At 67.1% G+C, this 21,156-nt stretch carries 25 protein-coding genes; 14 read left to right on the top strand and 11 right to left on the bottom strand.

Features of this window, described 5'->3' with window-relative positions; all coding sequences use genetic code 11:
• Nucleotides 1-277: 277 nt before the first annotated feature.
• A complete protein-coding gene (locus C4N9_RS14270) occupies nt 278-2,845 on the bottom strand; it encodes a putative PEP-binding protein (protein WP_109534007.1) in 2,568 nt (855 codons plus the stop codon).
• 232 nt (nt 2,846-3,077) lie between these two features.
• Between C4N9_RS14270 and C4N9_RS14265 the strand changes: the two genes are divergently transcribed.
• The 3 genes from C4N9_RS14265 to C4N9_RS14255 all read left to right on the top strand — a co-directional run bounded on the left by C4N9_RS14265 (nt 3,078) and on the right by C4N9_RS14255 (nt 5,877).
• Entirely contained in the window at nt 3,078-3,731 is a 654-nt protein-coding gene (locus C4N9_RS14265) for a DUF1236 domain-containing protein (RefSeq protein WP_109534006.1), read from the top strand.
• A gap of 221 nt (nt 3,732-3,952) precedes the next feature.
• Nucleotides 3,953-4,648 (top strand): PRC-barrel domain-containing protein, encoded by a 696-nt coding sequence (locus C4N9_RS14260; RefSeq protein WP_109534005.1) that lies wholly within the window; start codon nt 3,953-3,955, stop codon nt 4,646-4,648.
• Between the two features lie 188 nt (nt 4,649-4,836).
• Nucleotides 4,837-5,877 (top strand): AI-2E family transporter, encoded by a 1,041-nt coding sequence (locus tag C4N9_RS14255; protein ID WP_109534004.1) that lies wholly within the window; start codon nt 4,837-4,839, stop codon nt 5,875-5,877.
• Nucleotides 5,878-5,893: 16 nt separating this feature from the next.
• Here C4N9_RS14255 and C4N9_RS14250 read toward each other — a convergent pair whose 3' ends face one another.
• The 4 genes from C4N9_RS14250 to C4N9_RS14235 form a co-directional block, all read right to left on the bottom strand.
• Nucleotides 5,894-6,418: a GNAT family N-acetyltransferase gene (locus C4N9_RS14250; RefSeq protein WP_109534003.1), complete on the bottom strand. Its 525-nt coding sequence runs from the start codon at nt 6,416-6,418 to the stop codon at nt 5,894-5,896.
• Between the two features lie 88 nt (nt 6,419-6,506).
• The gene (locus tag C4N9_RS14245) at nt 6,507-8,177 is read right to left on the bottom strand and encodes a sensor histidine kinase (RefSeq protein WP_109534002.1); all 1,671 of its coding nucleotides are present in this window, start codon (nt 8,175-8,177) and stop codon (nt 6,507-6,509) included.
• A 68-nt stretch (nt 8,178-8,245) separates the two neighbouring features.
• Nucleotides 8,246-8,821 (bottom strand): RNA polymerase sigma factor, encoded by a 576-nt coding sequence (locus C4N9_RS14240; protein ID WP_109534001.1) that lies wholly within the window; start codon nt 8,819-8,821, stop codon nt 8,246-8,248.
• On the bottom strand, nt 8,811-8,981 hold the full coding sequence (locus C4N9_RS14235) for a NepR family anti-sigma factor (RefSeq protein WP_109534000.1): 171 nt from the start codon (nt 8,979-8,981) through the stop codon (nt 8,811-8,813). The genes C4N9_RS14240 and C4N9_RS14235 overlap by 11 nt, the downstream gene beginning before the upstream one ends.
• A 112-nt stretch (nt 8,982-9,093) precedes the next feature.
• On the opposite strand from C4N9_RS14235, the gene C4N9_RS14230 reads away from it, so the two are divergent.
• Nucleotides 9,094-9,906 carry a response regulator gene (locus tag C4N9_RS14230; protein ID WP_109533999.1) on the top strand — a complete coding sequence of 271 codons (813 nt, stop codon included), beginning with the start codon at nt 9,094-9,096 and terminating at the stop codon, nt 9,904-9,906.
• A 188-nt stretch (nt 9,907-10,094) separates the two neighbouring features.
• Here C4N9_RS14230 and C4N9_RS14225 read toward each other — a convergent pair whose 3' ends face one another.
• Both C4N9_RS14225 and C4N9_RS14220 read right to left on the bottom strand, forming a co-directional pair.
• A complete protein-coding gene (locus tag C4N9_RS14225) occupies nt 10,095-10,598 on the bottom strand; it encodes a Dps family protein (RefSeq protein WP_245902565.1) in 504 nt (167 codons plus the stop codon).
• A gap of 90 nt (nt 10,599-10,688) precedes the next feature.
• Entirely contained in the window at nt 10,689-10,862 is a 174-nt protein-coding gene (locus C4N9_RS14220; protein ID WP_109533998.1) for a DUF1328 domain-containing protein, read from the bottom strand.
• 274 nt (nt 10,863-11,136) lie between these two features.
• Between C4N9_RS14220 and C4N9_RS14215 the strand changes: the two genes are divergently transcribed.
• Both C4N9_RS14215 and C4N9_RS14210 read left to right on the top strand, forming a co-directional pair.
• The gene (locus tag C4N9_RS14215) at nt 11,137-11,484 is read left to right on the top strand and encodes a hypothetical protein (protein WP_109533997.1); all 348 of its coding nucleotides are present in this window, start codon (nt 11,137-11,139) and stop codon (nt 11,482-11,484) included.
• Nucleotides 11,485-11,489: 5 nt separating this feature from the next.
• Entirely contained in the window at nt 11,490-11,816 is a 327-nt protein-coding gene (locus C4N9_RS14210) for a hypothetical protein (protein WP_109533996.1), read from the top strand.
• A 64-nt stretch (nt 11,817-11,880) separates the two neighbouring features.
• Here C4N9_RS14210 and C4N9_RS14205 read toward each other — a convergent pair whose 3' ends face one another.
• Nucleotides 11,881-12,903, bottom strand: a complete 1,023-nt coding sequence (locus tag C4N9_RS14205; RefSeq protein WP_109533995.1) for an alcohol dehydrogenase catalytic domain-containing protein — start codon at nt 12,901-12,903, stop codon at nt 11,881-11,883.
• Nucleotides 12,904-13,083: 180 nt separating this feature from the next.
• Between C4N9_RS14205 and pobA the strand changes: the two genes are divergently transcribed.
• On the top strand, nt 13,084-14,253 hold the full coding sequence (gene pobA, locus C4N9_RS14200; protein WP_109533994.1) for a 4-hydroxybenzoate 3-monooxygenase: 1,170 nt from the start codon (nt 13,084-13,086) through the stop codon (nt 14,251-14,253).
• Between the two features lie 52 nt (nt 14,254-14,305).
• On the top strand, nt 14,306-15,013 hold the full coding sequence (locus C4N9_RS14195; protein ID WP_109533993.1) for an alpha/beta fold hydrolase: 708 nt from the start codon (nt 14,306-14,308) through the stop codon (nt 15,011-15,013).
• Here the strand turns inward: C4N9_RS14195 and C4N9_RS14190 are convergent.
• Complete coding sequence (locus C4N9_RS14190) at nt 15,010-15,981, bottom strand: threonine dehydratase (protein ID WP_109533992.1); 972 nt, start codon at nt 15,979-15,981, stop codon at nt 15,010-15,012. The two genes, C4N9_RS14195 and C4N9_RS14190, sit on opposite strands and share 4 nt — an antisense overlap.
• Nucleotides 15,982-16,102: 121 nt before the next feature.
• Between C4N9_RS14190 and C4N9_RS14185 the strand changes: the two genes are divergently transcribed.
• Both C4N9_RS14185 and C4N9_RS14180 read left to right on the top strand, forming a co-directional pair.
• Nucleotides 16,103-16,477, top strand: a complete 375-nt coding sequence (locus C4N9_RS14185) for a lysozyme inhibitor LprI family protein (protein ID WP_109533991.1) — start codon at nt 16,103-16,105, stop codon at nt 16,475-16,477.
• Nucleotides 16,478-16,539: 62 nt separating this feature from the next.
• Nucleotides 16,540-16,929: a lysozyme inhibitor LprI family protein gene (locus C4N9_RS14180; RefSeq protein WP_245902564.1), complete on the top strand. Its 390-nt coding sequence runs from the start codon at nt 16,540-16,542 to the stop codon at nt 16,927-16,929.
• Here the strand turns inward: C4N9_RS14180 and C4N9_RS14175 are convergent.
• Complete coding sequence (locus C4N9_RS14175) at nt 16,926-17,678, bottom strand: NAD(P)-binding domain-containing protein (RefSeq protein ID WP_342748807.1); 753 nt, start codon at nt 17,676-17,678, stop codon at nt 16,926-16,928. The two genes, C4N9_RS14180 and C4N9_RS14175, sit on opposite strands and share 4 nt — an antisense overlap.
• Nucleotides 17,678-18,160 carry a cytochrome b gene (locus C4N9_RS14170; protein ID WP_168192241.1) on the bottom strand — a complete coding sequence of 161 codons (483 nt, stop codon included), beginning with the start codon at nt 18,158-18,160 and terminating at the stop codon, nt 17,678-17,680. Before C4N9_RS14170 ends, C4N9_RS14175 begins: the two co-directional genes overlap by 1 nt.
• Before the next feature lie 117 nt (nt 18,161-18,277).
• Here C4N9_RS14170 and C4N9_RS14165 point away from each other — a divergent pair, with 117 nt between their 5' ends.
• The 4 genes from C4N9_RS14165 (at nt 18,278) to C4N9_RS14150 (ending at nt 21,101) form a co-directional block, all read left to right on the top strand.
• Complete coding sequence (locus C4N9_RS14165) at nt 18,278-18,814, top strand: GNAT family N-acetyltransferase (RefSeq protein ID WP_168192240.1); 537 nt, start codon at nt 18,278-18,280, stop codon at nt 18,812-18,814.
• 90 nt (nt 18,815-18,904) lie between these two features.
• Nucleotides 18,905-19,636, top strand: a complete 732-nt coding sequence (locus tag C4N9_RS14160) for a glycosyltransferase family 25 protein (protein ID WP_109533989.1) — start codon at nt 18,905-18,907, stop codon at nt 19,634-19,636.
• Nucleotides 19,637-19,646: 10 nt separating this feature from the next.
• Nucleotides 19,647-20,345, top strand: coding sequence for a nitroreductase (locus C4N9_RS14155; protein ID WP_109533988.1), 699 nt, complete (start codon nt 19,647-19,649; stop codon nt 20,343-20,345).
• 99 nt (nt 20,346-20,444) lie between these two features.
• Nucleotides 20,445-21,101, top strand: coding sequence for a hypothetical protein (locus C4N9_RS14150; protein ID WP_109533987.1), 657 nt, complete (start codon nt 20,445-20,447; stop codon nt 21,099-21,101).
• The last annotated feature ends 55 nt before the right edge of the window (nt 21,102-21,156 follow it).

Genomic DNA, 21,156 nt, shown 5'->3' with positions numbered 1-21,156 from the left:
CCTCAACAGAGCGGCCTCTTGTCGATTGTCGGGATGGCGTTCCGGCCCGGTTCCCCCCAAGGCCGCAAGGCATCCCGTCACGAGAGATACCTCAAAACGCGTCGCAAGTCCACAAACCGCAAGGGTTTTCCCCGGCTGGCCACTGTGCAGGCGCAGCAGCGATATGCGGCATCGCAGGATCGATGGTGCCGGGTCGCGTGCGGCGTCGGGCTCGCTGCGGGGCCGGCAACGATTTTCGTAATGAAATCAACACCTATTAATGACTGACATTCACCGCTCAACGAAGGTCAGGCATTTTTTCCCCGCTATCGTCATCGGTGATCGTCAGCTGCGCCGCAGCGAGCCGCGCGACCGGCACCCGGAAGGGCGAGCACGAGACGTAATCGAACCCCGCATCGCGGCAGAAGGCTATCGATTCGGGACTGCCTCCGTGTTCCCCGCAGATGGACAATGTCAGACCTTTTCGGGTCTTGCGTCCGCGCTCGGCGGCGATCAGCAGAAGCTCGCCCACCCCGTCGGTATCGAGCACATGGAACGGGTCTTCGGGGAAGACACCCGCCTGCACGTAATAGGACATGAAGCGTCCGGCATCGTCGCGTGACAGGCCATAGGTCATCTGCGTCAGGTCGTTGGTGCCGAAGGACATGAAGTCGGCATGCTGGGCGATCTCGGCGGCGCGCAGGGCGGCGCGCGGGGTTTCGACCATCACCCCCAGCCGGTATTCGAAGGGCTGGCCCTTCTCGACCCGCACGGCGGCGGCGACGGCGTCGATGCGCGCCTTGACCAGCTCGACCTCACGCATGGCGCTGACCAGCGGGATCATGATCTCGGGCACGACCTTCTCTCCGCGCCGCCCGGTCTCGATCGTCGCCTCGAAGATGGCGCGCGCCTGCATCTCGTAGATCTCGGGCACCGTCACGCCCAGCCGCACGCCGCGCAGGCCCAGCATCGGGTTGAACTCGGCCAGATCCTCTGCCCGGCGCGTCACCTCGCTGAGGGGGCGGTCCAGCGCGTCGGCCAGCTGTTTGAGCCCCTCGCGGGTATGCGGCAGGAATTCGTGCAGCGGCGGGTCGAACAGCCGGATACAGACCGGCAGCCCGTGCATGATCGAGAACAGCTCGATGAAATCCGAGCGCTGCATCGGCAACAGGCGGGTCAGCGCCTCGGCCCGGTCCTGCGCGCTGCCCGCGAAGATCATCTCGCGCATGACGGTCAGGCGGTCGTCTTCGAAGAACATGTGCTCGGTGCGGCACAGGCCGATGCCCTTGGCCTTGAAATCGCGCGCGATCCGGGCATCGGCGGGCGTGTCGGCATTCGCCCGCACGTCGATGTCGCGCAGCGCGTCGGCCCATTCCAGCAGCGTGTTGAACCACTGATCCGTCGCCGGTTCCAGAAACTCCGCCTCGCCCAGCAACACCTCGCCCACCGTGCCATCGATGGTGATCAGGTCGCCTTCGTTCAGCACCGCGCGTCCGGTATGCAATTGCCGCGCCTTCAGGTCGATGCGCAGCCCCGTGGCGCCGACGATGCAGGGCACGCCCAGCCCCCGCCCGATCACCGCCGCGTGGCTGGTCATGCCGCCCCGCTCGGTCAGGACGCCGGCCGCCGCATGCATGCCGCGAATATCCTCGGGCGAGGTTTCGCGCCGCACCAGAATGCATTTCTCGCCGCGCGAGGCGCTGGCCTGCGCCGCGGTCGAGGTAAAGACCAGCCGCCCCGTCGCCGCCCCCGGGCTGGCGGCCATGCCCCGCGCCACGACCGCGCGCGCGCCGCGCGGATCGACCTGCCGGTGCAACAGCTCGGACAGGGCGCGCGGCGTGACCCGCATCAGCGCTTCCTTGCGCGTGATGATGCCGTCCTCGGCCAGCGAGACCGCGACCCGCACCGCCGCACGGCTGGCGCGCCGGACCTTCAGCGCGTCCAGCACCGTGAGCTTGCCGTTCACCACCGTGAACTCGATCTGCATTTCCTCGCGCAGCTTCTCGCGGCAGATGCCACCATGGCGCACCAGTTCGGCAAAAGCGTCGGGATGACGGTCTTCCAGCGAGGGACCGCGCGGATCGCGCGTCAGGTACATCGCCTGCGGATTGTTCGAGATCGCGTCCCCGTCCTGCCCCCTCTCGGCATAGCGGCCGGTGATCTGCGGCACGCCCGTCACCGGATCGATGAACTGGATCACCCCGGCGCCGCTTTCCGTCGCGCCGAAACCCCCGGCCATCGCCTGCACGATCAGCCCGAGCCCGGCATCGGCGGGCGCGCCCTTGGCCTGCCGCAAGAGCCGCGCCGAGGTTCCTTCCCACGCGCGCGCCATCGAGCGCAGCACCTCGGCCAGCTGCTTGCCGGGATCCTGGGGAAACGGCTCTTCCATTTCCTTTTCGTAATCGTAGAGCGCGGCCTGCAATGCGGGCAGGCAAGGCTCGCTGACCGGGAACATATCGGGGTCCAGCCGCGCGACATGCTGGGCATAGCTTTGCACGAAGGCCAGATAGAGCGCCGTCGCCACGTCCTCGCCATGGCTTTCGGAAATCCGCGCATGCAGGTCGTCATTCATGCCGATATTCAGGATCGCCCCGGGACCGCCCCAATCGGGGTTTTCCGCCGAGGGGCGCACCGACAGAAGCTGACCGGGTTCGAACCGCGCCACCAGCCCGCCCAGATCCGGCACCTGCCCGGCCGCGATGGCCCGCACTGCATTGAACGACAGCGCGATGGTGCGCGGCACCGGCAGATCCAGCCGCACCAGCCTTTGCAGGCATTTCGCCCGCCAGCCATGGCTGCGCAGCGCGATCGGCGCGGATCCGGTGATCTCGGAGTAATCGAGCAGGTTGAGATATCTGGTGGCCATGGCGCGATCTCCGTTGCGCGGCGCAGGATAGGCTTAAACGGCCACCGTGCAAGCGCAGAAATCCGGCGCCGGGCGCAGGCATGAAGGCTGTCCGGTGCACCGACCGGCGGTTTCCCGCCGCCTTGCGCCGGGATCCGCCGGCGGAACGAGAAACTGAGGAACCACCCGGCCTCGGCGGTGTTTTCCAGCCATACCGGCGGCGCAAAGCCGCGAAGGAAACGGAGACACGACCATGATGACCAAGACCCTGACGCTCGCCACTGTTTCGGCGCTGGCCCTTGCCTCGTCGGCGACGATTGCCGGCGCGGTCACGGCGACGGCTGCCGCCGATATCAATCTGCGTTCGGGCCCGGGCGGCCAGTATCAGATCGACGGCGTCATCCTGACCGGCGACGAGGTCGAAGTCGCGGGCTGCAACGCCGAGCAAAGCTGGTGCCAGGTGACCAGCTCGTCGGGCGAAGGCTGGGCCTATGCGCCGTACCTGACCTTCGATCAGGGTGGCGAGATGAAGCCGCTGTCGGAAGCCTCGGCGCAGCAGATCACCATCATCGAAGACAATAGCCAGGACGAAGCGACCGCTCTGGGTGCCGGCATGGGCGCCGTCGCCGGCGCGCTGCTCGCGGGTCCGGTGGGCGCCGTTGCGGGCTCGATGATGACGGGCATCGCCGCGCACAACTCGGTCAGCGACGAAACAACCGTCTATATCCAGGAAAACCCGGTCGATCCGGTCTTCCTGACGGGTGAGCCGGTGGTCGGTGCCGCGGTGCCGGGCGAAGTGACGCTGTACGACGTCCCCGAGAACCAGGAAATCGCCTATCTGAACGTGAACGGCAACGATGTCGTGGTCGAGCGCGAAACCCGCCGCATCGTCTACGTGATCCGCTAAGCGATCCCCGGCTCCGACCTAACCGGTGCCGACAGGGCGCAACCCGATCAATCTCGGGTTGCGCCCTCATTTTGTTCGAATGCAAAATCAACCATCTGAATTTATTTCAGAAAAAACGTCCTCTACAGAGAAGAATCCTGCGGATCTCCGGAACCGATCTCACGCCCGGACGTTGTATTCCCAGAGACGCAAACGCGCGTCACAACGACTGGAGAGAAGACATGAAACCGAACAAATTTCTGCCGTTCGCCCTGATCCTCGGCATGACCGCCGGCTCGACCGCCGTTTACGCGCAGGCGATGGACAACACGACCGATGTCGACGCCAATGCCGCGACCGAGCTGTGCGAGGGCGAAGACTGCACCACGATGGAACAGTCGGCTGATGCCGAATCCGATATCGCGCCGCTCGACGAAACCGATGCGACCGCCGATGCCGAAACCGACATGATGCCGGCCGACGACACCGAGATGTCGACCACCGCCGACGCCGATGCGACCATGGGCACCACGGCTGACGACGATGCCGTTGCCGCGGACGAGCCGCTGCTGCCGATGGGCGACGCGGAAACCGATATGGCCGCCGATGGCGACATGGACACGATGGCGACCGAAGAAGGCCACTCGATTGTCGACATCGCCTCGCTCGCCAGCAGCGAAGACCTGGTCGGCACGCGCGCCTATGACACCAACGACGAATGGGTCGGCGAAATCAGCGCCGTGATCCCCGCCGATGCCGAAGGCGGCGAAGAGCGCTTCGTGATCGACGTGGGCGGTTTCCTGGGCATTGGCGAAAAGCCGGTGGCTCTGGGTTCGGAATCGCTGCAGGTCTCGGTTGACGAAGACGGCGACATCGACCACGTGGTCATCGACCATTCGATGGAAGAACTCGAAGCGATGCCCGAAGTCGAAATGTAATCCGACTATGGTATCTTTGAACGCGGGGCTCCGGCCCCGCGTTTCGCGTACGCGATCGCGTCGACCATGACGCACCGACTCCGGGGGTATGCCGCCTGCCATTGGGCGTCCCCCTGTCCCGGTCGTCCTGCATGTCGAAGCGCTGACCCGAAGCGCTGCCCCGGCGAGCCATCCATGCAGGAGAGCCCATGACCACCTTCATTCGCCAGCGCTGGCCCGAGACGCTTCTGGCCGTTCTCGCGGGCCTTGCCGCCCTGAAATACGCCGAGGCGGTGATGGCACCGCTGGTTCTGGCCTTTGTCATCGCGCTGGTGCTGACCCCGATCCAGAACCGCCTGCGTCGCCTCGGCGTGCCAGTGGCGCTGGCCAGCACGATCACCCTGATCGCCACGATGATGACGCTTTTGGGTATCGCGCTGTTGCTGCGGCCCTGGGTCAACGAGGTGATCGTCTCGTGGCCGGGTGTGGTGGCCGAGCTGCGCTCGGCCGCGCTGGATCTGCGCTACAAGCTCAGCGGCCTGTTCGACATGCAGCGCGAGATGATGGAGGCCATCACTCCCGCCGGCGGCGATGGCAGCGGGGACGGCGGCGGCGATGCGCTGCCCACTCTGGCCGATGCGGCATGGCTGGCACCGCAACTGGGCGCGCAGTTCCTGATCTTTCTGGGCGGGCTGTTCTTCTTCCTTTACGGCAAGGAACGCGCCTATGACTGGGCGAAGCTGATCGGCTTCCGCCCCTCGACCTTCCGGCTGGCCGAAGAGCGCGTCGCCAGCTACTTCGCCATCGTCACCGTGATCAATACCGGGCTCGGCATCGCCGTGGGCCTTGCGCTGACCGCCTATGGCCTGCCCGGCGCGCCGGTCTGGGGGCTGGTCGCGGGGCTGGCGAATTTCGTCATCTATCTGGGCCCGGCGATCACGGCGGCGATGCTTCTGCTCGCCGGGACGGTGTCGTTCGACGGGCTCGCAGTGGCGGGCGTGCCGCTCATCTACCTGACGATCAACCTGATGGAGGCGCAATTCGTCACGCCGATGCTGATCGGTCAGCGGATGCGGCTCGACCCGCTCCTGGTCTTCCTGTCGCTGACCGTCTGGCTGTGGCTCTGGGGCCCGATCGGCGGCATCGTGGCGATCCCGCTGGTGCTGTGGTTCCAGTCGCTGTGGAAAGACAGCTCGATCTACAAGCAGGGGCAGGAGCTGATCCTGTCGGACACCGCGCGCGACGAGTGATCCGGTTGGTCACGCCTCACGCAAGGTCCAGCCGATACATCTCGCCCCGCGGCCCCGAAAGTTCCGGGTCGCGCTGGAAACCCGCCTTCTGCAACACGCGGGCCGAGGCCGGGTTGTCCCGATCCACCCCACCCAGCAGACTGATCGGCGCCCGGCCTCGCAGCGATGCCAGCAGTCCGCCCAGAACCTCGGACGCGGCCCCCTGCCCCCAGACCGGCTGCGCGAACAGGTAGCCCAGATGCAGCACCGCCGGCGCGGCGTCATTCGGCCCGGCTGCAAGGATCACCAAGCCGACCAGACGCCCATCGCGCTGTGCGTGGATGGTCAGCACATCGCTTTCCGCCGCGCGCGCGTCGATCCAGCGCGATGCGCTGCCTTTGCCGGGATCCGGGCGGAAGCTTTCGGGCAGGTGTGCCAGAACGGCCGGTGTCAGTATGTCACGCAGCGCCTCTTCCAGCGCCCGGCGCGCAGAAGCGTCGCCCAAGAGCGGGCACCAATGGGCAACGCGGAAGCGCGCGGTCTGGAAGGGCATGAAACGCATGGGGGCTCGCCATCGGAACAAGGTCTGGCAAGTTTAGCATGAAAGCTGCCCTGCGACGTCAACCCGTGCCTCGCGGTCGCCGGTCCGCTTACTCGTCATCCAGTTCGGGAACGTTGTGATCGGCCGGGTCGGGATCGAAGACCGAGCCTTCGAAGACCAGCCGGAAATCGTAATAATCCTCGGTCACGTCGGTGGTGACGACGCCGCCGACCTGCGTCGCGAAGCCGGCGATCAGCGACCGACCCAGCCCCGAACCCAGCACCTGTTCGCGCGGGACGAAGGGCGTGCCGCAGGTATTGACCACCCGCAGCGTGGCCTCGGTATCCGTCGTCGCTTCCAGCGAGATCCGCAGCGACGCTTCACCATCTTCCCGCCGGCCCATGTATTTCAGGGCGTTGGTGACGGCTTCGGTCGCCATCAGAAGCAGCGGCACCGCCTGGTCGGGGTACAGAAGGATCGGCGCGTAATCCTGCTCGATGGTGATCTGACGTTCGTCCGTCACGCCCGCCGCGATGGTCGAATTGACCACCGTGTTCAGCAGATCGTCCGCCCGCACCTGACCGCTGGTGGGTTCGGAATAAAGCGCGCGATGCACGGCGGCGATCGACATCACCCGCATCTGCACTTCCCTCAGCGACCGCCGGGCCTCGGGCGAGGTCGCGCGGCGGATCTTCAGGTTCACGATCGAGGCGATAAGTTGCAGGTTGTTCTTGACGCGGTGGTGCACCTCTTTGAGCAAGACGCTCTTTTCGTGCACCATGTTTTCCAGCTCGGCCTCGTCGCGCACCAGATGATTGGCCAGATCGCTCCAGGTCTCGTCGATGTCGACCAGTTCCTGCGGCAGCGAGGCGCGGTTGGACGACAGGGGCAGGATGCGGCGCGAGCGCGAGAATTCGTTCAGGTTGTCCTTGAGCTTGCGGATATAGCGGATGACCAGCGCGTTGACCGCCCCGAAAGCCACGATCAACCCGGTCAGCAGCATCAGCACCGGGAACAGGACGGGCGACAGGCGCATCCAGCCCAGCGCCTCGCGCGGCCAGCTGCCCAGCGCATAAACCGCGCCCGGAATGATGGGCACCACGGCAAAGACGCGCTGTTCGCCGCCGGCCGACATGGCGGTGAAGGCGAATTGCCGGTTCGACACCAAAGAGGGCAGAGGCCGGCCCACGGGAAGGGTCGCCTCGACCTGGCCGAATTCGCGGTCGGCCGACAACAGATCGCCGTTCGCGTTGAAGGTGATGATGTTGATCGACTGTTCCAGCCCGGCGCTGCCGGGGATGCCGAAGATCCGCGAATGGGGCACCGACACGGCGACGAAGCCGATATAGGTGCGCCCGTCATAGACCGGCGCGGCCGAGACGATGACCGAGGTTCCGCTGATCGAGCCGAAGCCGCTGGCCAGAACCATCGGCTCGCGCTCGACATCCATGCGCGGGAACAAAAGCCCGTCCGTCATGTCGCGCCCGACATCGGCCGAGCCGCATTGCAGGATACCATCGGCCGAGACATAGCCCGCAAACGAGTATTGCGGCGTATCGCGCACCACGTTGCGAAACATGTCCGAACAGCCATCCGTCGGGCCCGCATTCGCCGCGACCATCGCCGCCAGCGTCGCGACCGCGCCCGAGGCCGAGGAAATCGCCAGCGCCTCGCCCGCCGCCGCTTCGGCCGTCGAGGTCAGCAGCGCCACTTCCATGCGGCTCTGCTCTTCGGCGGCAATCTGCACGGCCTGATAGACGGCAATCGCGCCGATGGGCATCAGCGCGATTGCTAGCGTTCCTGCAATTCTCGTGGCCAGCCCCCGGAATGGCCACGTCACCCTTCTGCTCACGCGGTTAGTCGTCCCTGGGCGCCGGCATTCACGATGGCCGAGGTGACACGATCCGTCATGTCCCCGTAGCCGTCTTCGCCAGCGTGCAACATTTCAACGAGGCGCGCGCGCCCACGATTGGCGCGGCTCTTGATGGTCCCCACCGCCACGCCGCACATCGCCGCCGCTTCCTCGTAGGAGAACCCCGAAGCCCCGACCAGTGCCAGAGCTTCGCGCTGTTCGACCGGCAACTGGGCGAACACTTCGAGAAACTCCGACAATTGCAACCGCCCGTCATGTGCGGGCTTGACCGACAATTGCCCTGCGGCGATGCCGTCGGGGTCGGCCACCTCGCGCGAGCGCTTGCGCCGGAGCGAGTAAAAGGTGTTGCGCAGGATGGTGAACAGCCAGGCCTGCATATTCGTGCCGACCTGAAAACTTTCGATATTCTTCCAGGCCTTGACCAGCGCTTCCTGCACAAGGTCGTCGGCCTCTGCGCCGTTGCGTGTCAGCGACAGCGCAAAGGCCCGCATCGGACCCAGATGGGTAACGATTTCGTCGCGCGGATCCACGACGGGGCTTTTAGTTGTCATTCGACGACCGATCGTTGCGGGGTGAATCCTGCTCTCTCAGTTGCTGGAGAAGATCCATGAACCTGTCCGGCACCTTTTCTTCAGCACGTTCACTGAACGCCCGGCGAAGGTTCTCGGCGATCTGGTCTTCCAGCGCATTGTTGTGATTATCTTGCTGCATGGCGTCCTTCGGCAAACGGCCCTCAACCTGACAAAATTCTTACTAGGTCGGGAACCAAACCCCTGTCCACGCGTTTGGTTCCAAGAATTTCGCGAAAAGGACAGAAAAAAAGATGCCGATCGCTCAGAAGGAACAGTTCCTGTCAACCATCGTTGCCGACCTTCTGCCCTATCTGCGCCGGTATGCACGCGCCCTGAGTGGCAGCCAGCTTACCGGCGACAAGTATGCGGCCCTGACGTTGGAGGCACTGCTCATCGACCGTTCGGTCTTTGACGGCGACTACTCGCACAAGGTGGCGCTGTTCAAAGCGTTCCACGCGATCTGGTCGTCCTCGGGGGCGTTGACGGAAGACACCGAAAGCGGGATCTCGGCACGCGCCCAGGCGCATCTGGCCAAGCTCGCCCCCAATACGCGTGAGGTTCTTCTGCTGAAGACGATCGAGGAATTCTCGGAAGACGAGGTTGCCACGATCATGGACATGGACGCCTCCGAGGTACGCGAGCTTTACGCCCTGGCGCTGCGTGACATGGAAGACAGCGTGTCGGGCCGCGTTCTGGTGATCGAGGACGAGGCGATCATCGCGCTGGATCTGCAATCCATCGTCGCCGATATGGGCCACCGCATCACCGGCGTGGCGCCCACCCACAAGGCGGCCGTCGAGCTGTTCGGGCGCGAGAAGCCCGACCTGATCCTCTCGGACATCCAGCTTGCGGACGGGTCGTCGGGGATCGAGGCTGTGAACGAGATCCTCAAGACCGCCAAGGATACCCCGGTGATCTTCATCACCGCCTTCCCCGAGCGTCTGCTCACGGGCGAACGCCCCGAGCCCGCCTTCGTCATCACCAAGCCCTATACCGAGGAACAGGTCCGCTCGGCGGTCAGCCAGGCGATGTTCTTCTCGTCGACGGAAACGCTCCGCGCGTGATGCTTCCGGCGTGGCGCTGACGATCCTTGCCACTGGCCTTGCAACGGGGCGCCTTTCGGGGCGCCCTTTTTGCGGCGTCCTGTCCTCATCCGAACGCCGGACAGACAAACCCCGCGCCGCCGGGTTCCGGCCGGGCGCGGGGCTGTGCGGGGCCGGGCGGCAAGCGCCCGGCAAACCGGGGCGGGCGATCAGTCCGCCGCCATCGACCGCAGCATCCACGCGGCCTTTTCATGCACGGCCGACCGCCCGTTGCACAGATCGGCGGTGACGGGATCGTTGACATCCTCGCCTTCGCACAGATCGGTCGTTTCGTGGCACAGACGCGCCAGCGCCTCGTGACGGTCCTTCAGCATGGTCAGCATCTTGGCCGTCGTGGTCTTTTCTCCGGCGACGGTGTCGCCGCTGGTATCGACCAGAGCCTTCGGCGTCGCCGGCGCCAGATGCCCCAGCGCGCGGATGCGCTCGGCCAGAACGTCGGTGGCGGCGAACAGCTCGCCATATTGCTCTTCGGTCAGCATGTGCACGCCGTAGAACATCGGGCCTTCGACGTTCCAGTGCACCTCGTGCGTGCGGATCAGCAGCTCATAGGTGCCGGTCAGGATCTCGGCCAGCTTCTCGGAAACCTCGGCGGGCTTCTTCACGCCGGTATTCACCTTGACGGCTTCGGGCGAAACGTTGCGGACATCTTTCATAACAAACCTCTGGTATCTTGGGATCAAGTTGGGAGGGGTTGAAGGGCCGGATGCGCCGGGCGGAAGAGACCGCCCGGCGCCCGTCTGCCCTTAAACCCGGGACGATCCGCGCACGGCGCGGGCCACCAGGGCGATCACGAACAGGGCAAGGAACACGACGAACAGGATCTGGGCGATACCCGCCGACGCGCTGGCGATGCCACCAAAGCCGAACACGGCGGCAATGAGGGCGATAACAAAGAATGTGAGGGCCCAACCAAGCATGGAAGGTCTCCTTTCTTTCTGTTGAACGAGGCCCGCATGCTGCAGGGCCTTTTGATCAAGTAACCGCGCCAGGGGGCAGTTGGTTCCGACTCTTTGTGACTCTTGTGGCGAGTCCGGCAAAAGAGCCTTCACGCCCGGGTTGCAGGCAAGTCCCGGCACAGCCTGACGATGAGCGCTGCCGCTGCGCGCGCCGCCCGGGCGCAGACGCGCGGGAACCATTGCGCCGCCTGCGCGTTTCATTGCCTGACACATTCATTCATCACGGAGGCTTATCATGGCCCGAGCCAGCCAACCCAGCACGGCGCAGCTGAAGCGTGAATTCGATGCCCTCAAGGCCGATCTCGGCGCCCTCGCGCACGAGATGCGTGCTTACGCCCAAGCGCAGGAAAGCAGCCTCAGCTCGCGCGCGCAGGCCAAGGCCAACACCGCCGCCGATGCGGCGCGGGGCGCGGCGGAATCGCTGTTCAGCGGCGCAGACCACCAGTTCCAGCATATCCGCCAGTTCGCCGAAAGCGCGGCGGGCGGGGCCGAGGACATGGTGCGCGAACGTCCCGCCGCGATCGTTGCGGGCGCTGCGGCGATCGGCTTTCTTGTCGGGGCTCTCGCCGCGCGCAAGGGTTGAGCGGCATGCTTGCGCTGGCCGCCCGTCAAATCGCGATCCGGGCAGCGGTTGCGCTGTTCGGGCTCGCCTTCGTCGGCGCGGGGGTGGTGTTCGCCCTCCGCGCCCTCTGGCTGTCCCTGGTGCTGACCTACGGACCGATGGCCACGGCGCTCATCATGGGCGGGGGCTTGCTGGCTGTGGGCATGTTGGTTTTGTGGCTGGCGCTGCGCCGCCCGCGCGTTCCCGTGCCGCCCCCTGCCCCGGTCGCCGCGAACCCGCTGAACTCTGTGGTTGCCGCCTTCGCGCAGGGCTACGGCGTCGCGCAGGCGATGAAATCGAAACACACGCCGTGATGGATCGCGCCAGGCCGCGCAAGCGAGGCGCCTGACCGCTTCCGGTCGGCGCCTTTGCCTGTCGTCAGGGCCGGATCATCACCTTTCCCGCGCTGCGGGCATAGGCGGGCAGGATCCGGTCCAGCGCGGTGTCCAGCGGGATTTCCTCGGCCACGCGCGTCTGCCAGTCGCCCCTGGCAAACCGCTTTTGCACCTGCGCAATGGCCGCGGCAGCGCGTTCGGGTGACAGGGCGGGCAGAACGCGGCTCAGCCAGAAGCCTTCGACCGTTTTGCCCATGAAGATGAACTGCCCCATCTGCCCGAGGCTCGGGGCCTCGTCCGACATCTTGCCATAGATTACCCAGGCCGCGCGGGCGGGCATGGCGAAAAACAGATCCGCCGTCGCCTGATCGCCCACAGCATCGAGAAGCACGCGCGGTTTCAGCGCCTTGATGGCGGCGCCCGCCTGATCCATGAAATCGGGCGCCGAGCTGACCAGAACCTCGGTCGCGCCCGCCGCGCGCAGGGCGTCTTCCTCGCCCGGCCGGCGGATTACCGCGACGGGTTTCAGCCCCTCGTCGCGCGCCAGTCCCAGCATCAGCCGTCCCAGTTGCGAGGCGGCGGCGTTGAGGATGAAGGCATCCCCGCCCTCCCGCGCACGGTCGACCAGGGCCACGGCGGTCAGCGGGTTCACGATCAGCGCCGCGCCGTCGACATCGCTGACCGCGTCGTGCAGCGGAATGCACAGGGCCGCTTCGGCCACCGCGTGCTTTGCCCAGGCGCCCGACAAGCTGCCCAGAAACGCCACGCGCTGTCCGATCAGCTTTTCACCCGCCGCGCCGCCCGCCGCGATCACCCGTCCGCAGCCTTCAAAACCTGCCGCCTGTCCCTGCTGGCGCGGTTGGCCGTATGCACCCTGCAGATAGAAGAAATCCGACGGGTTGACCGGGCTCAGGATCACCTCGACCAGCACCTGACCCGCGCCCAGCTCCGGCAGCGTGACCTCGCGCAGCTCCAGATGGGCGTGCAGGTCCTCGGGCACCTGCGGACGCGGCCCCCTGGCAAAGCCACCCTCGCGCAAGGCCAGCGCCTGTGTCACCTGAGCCATGATCTCTCCTCCCGTTTTGAGGCCATGCTAACCCGGCCCGGGCGCCCGGCCCAGCCCCCGCTGCCACACCCGCCGTGACGTCAAGCGCGATGCGCGATTCGTCCAAGTTTCGGCGCGACCCGTCCCTGTGAAAGATGCACGGCTCATCTATGATTTGCGCCAGAAAAACGGGAGAGTTTCATGCGCACTCAGGTTGCCATTATCGGCGGCGGTCCTTCGGGGCTGCTTTTGTCGCAACTGCTGATGAAAGCGGGCATTTCCACCGTGGTGCTGGAACGCAAGAGCCGCGATTACGTGCTCAGCCGGATCCGCGCGGGCGTGCTGGAACAGGGCATGGCCGATCTTCTGCGCGAGGCGGGCGTGGCCGAACGGATGGAGCGCGAGGGCCATGTCCACGACGGCACCAACCTGTCGACCGCGCACGGCATGTTCCGCGTGAACTTCAAGGAGCGTGTCGGCAAATCCGTGATCGTCTACGGCCAGACCGAAGTGACGCAGGATCTGTACGAAGCGCAGGATGCGTTGGGCGCCACCATCGTGCACGAAGCCGACAACGTGGCGCTGCACGATGTCACCACCGACAAACCCTATGTCACCTATGAAAAGGACGGTCAGACCCATCGGCTGGACTGCGATTACATTGCCGGCTGCGACGGGTTCCACGGCGTCAGCCGCCCAACCATCCCCGCAGAAAAACGGCAGGAATTCGAGCGCGTCTATCCCTTCGGCTGGCTGGGCATCCTGTCGCGCACCAAGCCCGCCGCCGAAGAGCTGATCTATGCCAACCACCCGCGCGGCTTCGCGCTGGCCTCGATGCGCTCGGACACGCTGTCGCGCTATTACGTGCAGGTGCCGCTGACCGACAAGGTCGAGCAATGGTCCGATCAGGCCTTCTGGGACGAGCTGCGCCGCCGCCTGCCTGACGAGGTTTCCCAGACCATGGAGACCGGCCCCTCGATCGAGAAATCCATCGCGCCGCTGCGGTCTTTCGTGAACGAGCCGATGCAATGGGGACGCCTGTTCCTTGTCGGCGACGCCGCGCATATCGTGCCTCCGACCGGCGCCAAGGGGCTGAACCTTGCCGCGTCGGATGTGCATTATCTGCTCGAAGCGCTGAAGGCCGCGATCCTCGACAAGGATGCGGGGGCGCTGGATCAGTACGGCCCGCGCGCGCTGACGCGGATCTGGGCGGCCATGCGGTTCAGCTGGTGGATGACGACACTGATGCACCGCTTCCCCGACCAGACCGATTTCGACCAGAAGATCCAGGAGGCCGAGCTGCACCAGCTCGAAACCATGGAAAGCGCGCAGATCACCATGGCGCGCAATTACGTGGGCCTGCCGTACTGAGCTTGCGGCGCCCCCCGTCGCGCGGCAGGATGCCGGGCAAACGGGGGGCGTCATGGCGCGGATCATTCTGGTACACGGGGCGTGGGGCAACGCGCTGAGCTGGGCGGCGGTCGCGCCGCTGCTGAAAGCGGCAGGACACGATGTCGAGGCGCTCGACCTGCCCGGCCACGGCCGGAACCCACCCTCGGGCGAGATCGGGCAGCCCGATTATGTCGACCATGTCTGCGCCCGGCTGGCCGACGGCCCGCCCGCGCTCTTGGTCGGGCATTCGATGGGCGGGATCGTCATCGCACAGGCGGCGTCGCGCCTGCCCGCGCAGGTCACCGCCTGCGTCTTCGTCGCGGCCCTTCTGCCGCGCGACGGCGAAAGCCTTCTGGACCTCATCCGCCAGCAGGACGCGCCGGGCGTTCAGGCCTATGTCCGCCCCGGCCCGGTTCCCGGCACAACGACGCTGACCGACGAGGCCCCCGCCGCCCTGTTCCCCGATGCCTCGCCCCGCGCGGCGGCGGCGGCAATGTCGGCGCTCAGCCCGCAGCCCAACAAGGCCCAGACCGACAAGGCACAGATCGGCCCGGCGCTGGCGGGCGTGCCCAAGGCCTATATCCATTGCACCGAGGATCGGGTCGTGTCCTACCCGCTGCAACAGCAGATGGTCGCGGCGACGCCCTGCGAGGCGGTCTTCACCCTGGAATGCGGCCATGTGCCCCTGCTGACGCAGCCCAAGGCCCTGTCCGAGATCCTGCTGGGGCTCACCGGCTAGACCAGCGGCGTGCCACCCGCCAGAACCTGCGCGTACCAGTCGCGGTCGATATTGCCGCCCGACAGGACCAGCCCGACCTTGCGGCCCGCCAGTTCGTCACGCTCGGCCACGGCAAGCGCCAGCGCGGCCGCCCCGGCGCCTTCGGCCAGATTGTGGGTCGCGGTGAAATAAAGCCGGATCGCCTCGGCCACCTGCGCATCGGTGACGGCGCCCAGATGATGCGCGCCGGGGCCGTAGATCGCCAGCGCCTCGGGCACCGGCACGCGCACCGCCATACCGTCGGCAAAGGTGCGCGCGCTCTCGGTGGGCACCGCCCGCCCCTCGGCCACCGAGCGCAACGCGCCATCAGCGGCGGTGCTCACCACGCCCACCACCTCGCACGACAGGCCCAGCGCGTCGCGCGCGGCGATCACCCCGCAGATGCCCGAGCCGCAGCCGATCGGCACATAGACCCGGTCCAGATCGGGATGCGCGCGAAACAGCTCCAGCCCGTAGGTCGCGACGCCGCGCACCAGTTCGCGGTGAAAGGGCGGCACCGGGAACAGCGGCTGAGTCTCGGCCAGCCGCATCGCCTCGTCCTTGGCGTCGTCGAAATCGCTGCCATGCTCGACCAGATCGGCGCCATAAGCCCGCATCGCGGCGTTCTTCTCGACCGAATTGCCCTGCGGCACGAGAATCTTCGCCCTGAGCCCCATCGCGGTCGCCGCACGTGCCTGGCTCTGGCCGTGATTGCCGCGCGTGGCGGTGATCACGCCCTCCATCCGAGGATGCGTGCGCCGGAGCCAGTCCATGAAAGTGACGCCGCCGCGCACCTTGAAGGCGCCGGTGGGGGCGTGGTTCTCGTGCTTGACGATCACCTGCCGCGCGCCCAGCGCCACGGAAAGCAGCGGCCAGTCCAGCGCGGGCGTCGGCGGAACATGGCGGGAGACGAGGGCATGGGCGGCGTCGAGATCGGCAAGCGTGAACATCGGTCCAGAATGCCCGTATCCCCGCGAAGTGCAAGACGAGGCATCGGCAGACCGTGTTCCCGGCGGAACAGCCCGCGCGCGCGATCCGGGCGACAAGAGGGTCTCAGCGCAGGAGCCCCCGATGCACACCGATTTCCGCCGCACGATCTATGTCATTCCCGGCGCCAATGCCGCCGCCGAATGCCCGATGGCCGAAACCTATGAAGACCTTATGGAAGACCTCGACGCGCGGATGCGCGCGTTGGAGGCCGAGATGGACAGCGCCTATGAGAGCGCGCAGGGCCTCGCGCGGACCGTGGACATGCTGTTCAACGACACGAACGCCGTTGAGACGCTGGAGCGCGCGCAGACCGCCTGGCGGAGCTATCGTCAGGCGCAATGCCATGCGCTGGTCCAGACCCATGCGCTGCGCGAGGCGGCGGGCTATGTCTTTCTCGCCTGCCGCATCGCGCTGACACGCGCGCGCATCGCCCAGCTTCGCCGCCCGGAATCGTGATCGGGCTGGGCAGCGCATCCACGGCGCGCTAGGCTGAAGCCGACCCAACCGGAGGCTACCCCATGCGCCGTCTCGCCCTCGCCCCGTGCCTGACCCTGCTGCTGTGCGCTTCTGCCGCGCAGGCCGATCCGGAAATGGAATGCCCCGGCGGCAGCCAGATCGAGATCGGCGCCTGCCTGCGCGACACGCTCGAACGCGTCGACGACACGGTCGAGACGGCCTATAGCTACGCCCTGATCGCCGCCGCCGAAATCGACAGCGCGACGGGACGCCCGACGGCCGCCCCCGCGCTGGAAACCGCGCAGGGGGCGTGGAACGCCTATCGCGACGCGCATTGCGCCTATATCGGCGAAACCTTCGGCGGCGGTTCGGGCACCTCCCTGGGGATCGCGTCCTGCCGCATCATGCTGGGCCGCGACCGGGTCGCGACGCTGCTCGAGCTCGCGCGTTAGTTCCCCTCGCTTTTTTCCCCGGCCAGCTTGTCGAGCCCCGCTTTCAGCGCCTCGGGCGTGCCAGCGTGTTCCATATGGACGCGCAGCCGCTGGTTATAGCCGCCGGGCGTGTTCAGCGCCGCGATCATCGGCGCGCATGCGCTCGATTGCAGGCTGCTGCCGACCAGAAGCCGCAGGAAGGCCTCGCCCGTCCCGGCATCGACCCCGCGGGCGGCCATCCATTCCGCCGCCGCGCCCACCATCGCCACGGCCGGCGACAGCACCGCCTGCGCGCTCAGATAGGTCTGCATCTGCGCGGCGTCGGGCACGGTGAAGACCGTGTTCGTGCTGCCGAAGATCAGCGCCACCAGATCGGTGTCGCCCATCGCCAGAATTGGCGAGCCGCCCTGCGCGATGCCCGGAAAAGGCAACATCAGCGCCGAGGCCCCGGCGGGCGCGCACAGCGCCGCCACCTCGGCCAGATCGACACCCGCCATGAACGAGATCACCCGCTGCCCGGGGCGGAACCGCAAGCCGCTCAGGATTTCGGGCGCGGCCTCGGGCAACAGGCCCAGAAACACCACGTCGCTGGCATCGACCACGCCCTGATTGCCGGCCACCGCCAGATCCGGGATTTCCGCCGCCAGCGCCGCCGAATGCCGCGCACCGCGCTCCGAGACGGTGATCGCATGACCCTCGCGCGCCAGCCCGCGCACCACCGCCGAGGCGATGGTGCCGGTGCCGACGAAACCCAGCCGCAGTCCCGCCATCAGCGCATCCGCGCCAGCAGGTGGTCTTTCAGCACGAACTGATGGAACAGGGCGGCCGCGACATGCAGGCCGACCAGAACCAGGCCCAGCGTGAACAGCACTTCATGCACCTCGCCCACATCGGTGATCCCGCCGAACCACGCCGCCATCCCGCTCAGAGGCAGCGCCAGCAGAACCAGGTAGATCAGCCCATGCACGATGGACGAGGCCACGGTCAGCATCGGCGGCTGTCCGGCGACGGGTTTCGGCCCCCGCCGCGTGACCCGCAGCGCAAGGCGCCACAGCGTCAGCACCAGAACCGCGATCCCCACCGCGACATGGATCTGCGCGCCCAGCACCGGCTCGGTCACGCCGTCGCGGGTAAAGGCGCGCCACGCGCTTTTCATGCCTTCGTGGCTGATGAAGCTCACCAGAAGCAAGGCAAGCGTCGTCCAGTGCAGGATGACCTGCATGCGGGCATAGCGTTCGACCGGGGCTGACATCGGGTATCCTTTCGTTGCCTGTCCCCGCTTAACGTCCGGGAACCCGCTTTCCGTCGCCAGACTTGCACGAAGCCCGTGATGCGGCAATGGTGCAGCATGACCCGCCCGCAGCCCCCCTTGATCCGCCCCGCCGTTCCGCAGGATGCCCCCGCGCTCGCCGCGCTTCATGTCGCGGTGTGGCGTGACACCTATGGCGCGCTGGCCCCGGCCGTGGCGCTTGAAAAGCTCGACCTGGCGCACCGGCTGCGCGGCTGGCAGGCCCGGCTGCAGGACCCTGCGCAAACGACGTGGATCGCGCTCGATGACTGCGGCGCGGTGGCGGGGCTGGTAAGCGGCGGCGCGGCGGGCGACGGCGTCAGCGGCGCCCGGCCCGACGAGAGCGTCAGCGCCGAAATCGCGCATCTCTACGTTGCCCCGGACACCCGCAAGCAGGGACTGGGCCGGGCGCTGATGCAGGCGGCGTTCGACGCGCTGGCGGATCAGGGTCATCGCGGCGTGGGGCTGGGCGTCGTGCGGCAGAATTACGAGGCGCGGCTGTTCTATGCACGCCTCGCGGGGCGCGAAAGCGCCAGCTACACCGATCCCGGCCCGCTTTGGCGCTCGCTGATGATGCTGGTCACCTGGCCCCTGCCCGCGCGGCTGACGGATCGCTGACGGGTACCTTGACGGGCCAGCCGCGCATCGCTGCGGTTGCAAAGAAACGCTTGCCAAGGCAAGAAAGACATCAGCCCAGCCGGATACGCCATGTCAGACCGCTCTCTTTCACAGGCCCTGCTCGACACGTTCCACCGCGTCGTCATCATCAACCTGCCCGAGCGTGCCGACCGGCGGCGCGGCATTGCGCAGGAACTGGCCAAGGCCGGCCTGTCACCGGATCATCCGCAGGTCGAGATCTTCGCGGCGAAACGCCCCGACGGCGCGGCGGGTTTCCCGTCGGTCGGCGCGCATGGCGCGTTTCTCAGCCATCTGGGCGTGATGGAGCGGATGCTCGATCACGACTGGGAACGGTGCCTGGTGCTGGAAGACGATATGGGCTTCGCGCCCGGCGCCCCCGCCCGCCTGCCGGCGCTGGCCCGTGCGCTGGCGGGCCGAGACTGGCAGATCTTCTACGGCCATCCCGGCGACATGCCCGCGCGCACGCCCGCGCCCGATGTCGACGGGCTCATCGCCTTTCCCGCCGATCTGGGCCTGATCCAGCTTCACTTCCTGGGCCTGACCCGAAGCGCCGCCCAAACCGTCGCGCCCGAGTTGCGCCGGATGCTCACTCGTCCGGCGGGCAGCCCCGAGGGCGGCCCGATGCATGTCGACGGCGCGCTCAACGTGCTGCGCGCGCGCCATCCGGCGCTGACCTCGCTGGGCATCGCGCCCGAAATCGCCGTGCAGCGCGCCTCGCGCTCGGATATCGCCGAGACCCGCTGGTTCGACCGACTGCCCGGGTTGCGCCGCGTCTCGGGCGCGCTGCGCGCCCTGCGCTGAAGAGGACACCATGACCAAAGCCCAAGCGACAGACGCCCCCCTGACCGCCGACGCCTTCGACGCGCTGGTGCGCGCCCGCCGGTCGGTGCGCGGCTACAAACCCGACCCGGTCGCGCCCGAGCTGATCGCCGCTGCGATGCAGGCTTCGCTCTGGGCGCCGTCCAATTGCAACGTTCAGCCATGGTCGGTGCATCTGGTCTCGGGCGAGAAACTGCGCGCGCTGGGTCAGGCGATGATGGACCACGCCAGCGCGGGCCGCCCGGCGCCGGATGTGCCGATGGATACCGCCTATCGCGGCGTCTATCGCGACCGGCAGATCGGCTCGGCCAAGGCGCTCTACGGCGCGATGGGCATCGCCCGCGACGACCGGGCTGGGCGCGCCTCGGCCTTTCTGCGCAATCTCGACGCCTTCGGCGCGCCGCATGCGGCCTTTGTTTTCCTGCCCGAGAATTTCGGCATCCGCGAGGCCGCCGATCTGGGCGGTTTCGTGCAGACCTTCCTGCTGGCGCTGACCGCGCGGGGGTTGGGAAGCTGCGCGCAGGGGGCGCTGTCGCTCTATCCCGACATCGTGCGCGAGCATCTGGGCCTGGCCCCCGGAGCGCTGCTGATGGTCGGCATCGCCTTCGGCTACGAGGATCCCGACCACCCCGCCAACGCCGCCCGCACCGACCGCGAGGGGATCGAGGGCATCGTGCGCTGGCACGGCTGACGGGGCCCGCAGGGGCAGGAATGCCTTGGGGCGGCGGGCGTTTCAGGGGCAGTCCGGGCACCGCTGCGGGTCGTCGACCCGGATTACCGGATTTTGTGAATGCGTTTTGTTCCCCTGCTGCGCCCGAGCGCGCGGCGCGTTCTTGCGGTCCTTGGCTGGGCGTCGGCCTTCGTGGCGTTCCTCGCCTCGTCGCTCGCGGTCGCCTCGAGCTTCCGCCCCTCGCTTCCGACAGGCGGCGTCATGTGGGACTGCAGACTCGGGGATCGCCCCGCCGCCGAGCGGGACCACGCCATCGAAGAGGCGGCGCTCGCCTTCGAGCGTCTCTTCGACGTCTTCGACCAGAACCGCGACCGCGTCCTTCTGTTTACCGCCGGTCTTGATGCCGGAACCCGGCTTCCGGTCTGCGATCTGGGCCGCGCGGCAACGCGGTCCGATCGGTATGCCATCGAACTTCATGCACCGAACGAGGGGCCCAATGGCCTTGTCCTCAGCGCGTGGGTGGACGGTATTCTCCACGACCTCGCTCTGCCGGACGAGGAGGACGCGCCCGCCGACGGCCTGCATTCCGCCGGTCTGGAGTATTTCCATTATTACCTGCACGCCCCTGTTGTCGTCAGGCTGCGCCATGCCAACGGCATGACCTTTGCCGAGCTGCATTTCCTGCGCGACCCGGGCGCCTATCGCGATGACGTCGACTGCACCGAAATGCGGCTCGGGTGGCACCGCTTCCTGCGCCCCTTCATCCCCTGCCTGTAGCGCCTCAGGACAGCGCGGTGTGGCGACACGAACCCTTGCGCTCGGTCCGGGCAAT

It is taken from the genome of Pararhodobacter marinus (assembly GCF_003122215.1).
GTDB lineage: Bacteria > Pseudomonadota > Alphaproteobacteria > Rhodobacterales > Rhodobacteraceae > Pararhodobacter > Pararhodobacter marinus.
This window is presented reverse-complemented; position numbering and strand designations above follow the sequence as displayed.

Bases quoted from the DNA above. Each gene is read 5' to 3' on its own strand.
- C4N9_RS14150 (WP_109533987.1), top strand. From the start codon at position 20,445: ATGCGTTTTGTTCCCCTGCTGCGCCCGAGCGCGCGGCGCGTTCTTGCG.
- C4N9_RS14170 (WP_168192241.1), bottom strand. From the start codon at position 18,160: ATGTCAGCCCCGGTCGAACGCTATGCCCGCATGCAGGTCATCCTGCAC.
- C4N9_RS14195 (WP_109533993.1), top strand. From the start codon at position 14,306: ATGGCGCGGATCATTCTGGTACACGGGGCGTGGGGCAACGCGCTGAGC.
- C4N9_RS14185 (WP_109533991.1), top strand. From the start codon at position 16,103: ATGCACACCGATTTCCGCCGCACGATCTATGTCATTCCCGGCGCCAAT.
- C4N9_RS14245 (WP_109534002.1), bottom strand. From the start codon at position 8,177: ATGCCCATCGGCGCGATTGCCGTCTATCAGGCCGTGCAGATTGCCGCC.
- C4N9_RS14155 (WP_109533988.1), top strand. From the start codon at position 19,647: ATGACCAAAGCCCAAGCGACAGACGCCCCCCTGACCGCCGACGCCTTC.
- C4N9_RS14225 (WP_245902565.1), bottom strand. From the start codon at position 10,598: ATGAAAGATGTCCGCAACGTTTCGCCCGAAGCCGTCAAGGTGAATACC.
- C4N9_RS14180 (WP_245902564.1), top strand. From the start codon at position 16,540: ATGCGCCGTCTCGCCCTCGCCCCGTGCCTGACCCTGCTGCTGTGCGCT.
- pobA (WP_109533994.1), top strand. From the start codon at position 13,084: ATGCGCACTCAGGTTGCCATTATCGGCGGCGGTCCTTCGGGGCTGCTT.
- C4N9_RS14235 (WP_109534000.1), bottom strand. From the start codon at position 8,981: ATGCAGCAAGATAATCACAACAATGCGCTGGAAGACCAGATCGCCGAG.
- C4N9_RS14205 (WP_109533995.1), bottom strand. From the start codon at position 12,903: ATGGCTCAGGTGACACAGGCGCTGGCCTTGCGCGAGGGTGGCTTTGCC.
- C4N9_RS14230 (WP_109533999.1), top strand. From the start codon at position 9,094: ATGCCGATCGCTCAGAAGGAACAGTTCCTGTCAACCATCGTTGCCGAC.
- C4N9_RS14240 (WP_109534001.1), bottom strand. From the start codon at position 8,821: ATGACAACTAAAAGCCCCGTCGTGGATCCGCGCGACGAAATCGTTACC.
- C4N9_RS14260 (WP_109534005.1), top strand. From the start codon at position 3,953: ATGAAACCGAACAAATTTCTGCCGTTCGCCCTGATCCTCGGCATGACC.
- C4N9_RS14175 (WP_342748807.1), bottom strand. From the start codon at position 17,678: ATGGCGGGACTGCGGCTGGGTTTCGTCGGCACCGGCACCATCGCCTCG.
- C4N9_RS14160 (WP_109533989.1), top strand. From the start codon at position 18,905: ATGTCAGACCGCTCTCTTTCACAGGCCCTGCTCGACACGTTCCACCGC.
- C4N9_RS14270 (WP_109534007.1), bottom strand. From the start codon at position 2,845: ATGGCCACCAGATATCTCAACCTGCTCGATTACTCCGAGATCACCGGA.
- C4N9_RS14190 (WP_109533992.1), bottom strand. From the start codon at position 15,981: ATGTTCACGCTTGCCGATCTCGACGCCGCCCATGCCCTCGTCTCCCGC.
- C4N9_RS14255 (WP_109534004.1), top strand. From the start codon at position 4,837: ATGACCACCTTCATTCGCCAGCGCTGGCCCGAGACGCTTCTGGCCGTT.
- C4N9_RS14210 (WP_109533996.1), top strand. From the start codon at position 11,490: ATGCTTGCGCTGGCCGCCCGTCAAATCGCGATCCGGGCAGCGGTTGCG.
- C4N9_RS14220 (WP_109533998.1), bottom strand. From the start codon at position 10,862: ATGCTTGGTTGGGCCCTCACATTCTTTGTTATCGCCCTCATTGCCGCC.
- C4N9_RS14250 (WP_109534003.1), bottom strand. From the start codon at position 6,418: ATGCGTTTCATGCCCTTCCAGACCGCGCGCTTCCGCGTTGCCCATTGG.
- C4N9_RS14265 (WP_109534006.1), top strand. From the start codon at position 3,078: ATGATGACCAAGACCCTGACGCTCGCCACTGTTTCGGCGCTGGCCCTT.
- C4N9_RS14215 (WP_109533997.1), top strand. From the start codon at position 11,137: ATGGCCCGAGCCAGCCAACCCAGCACGGCGCAGCTGAAGCGTGAATTC.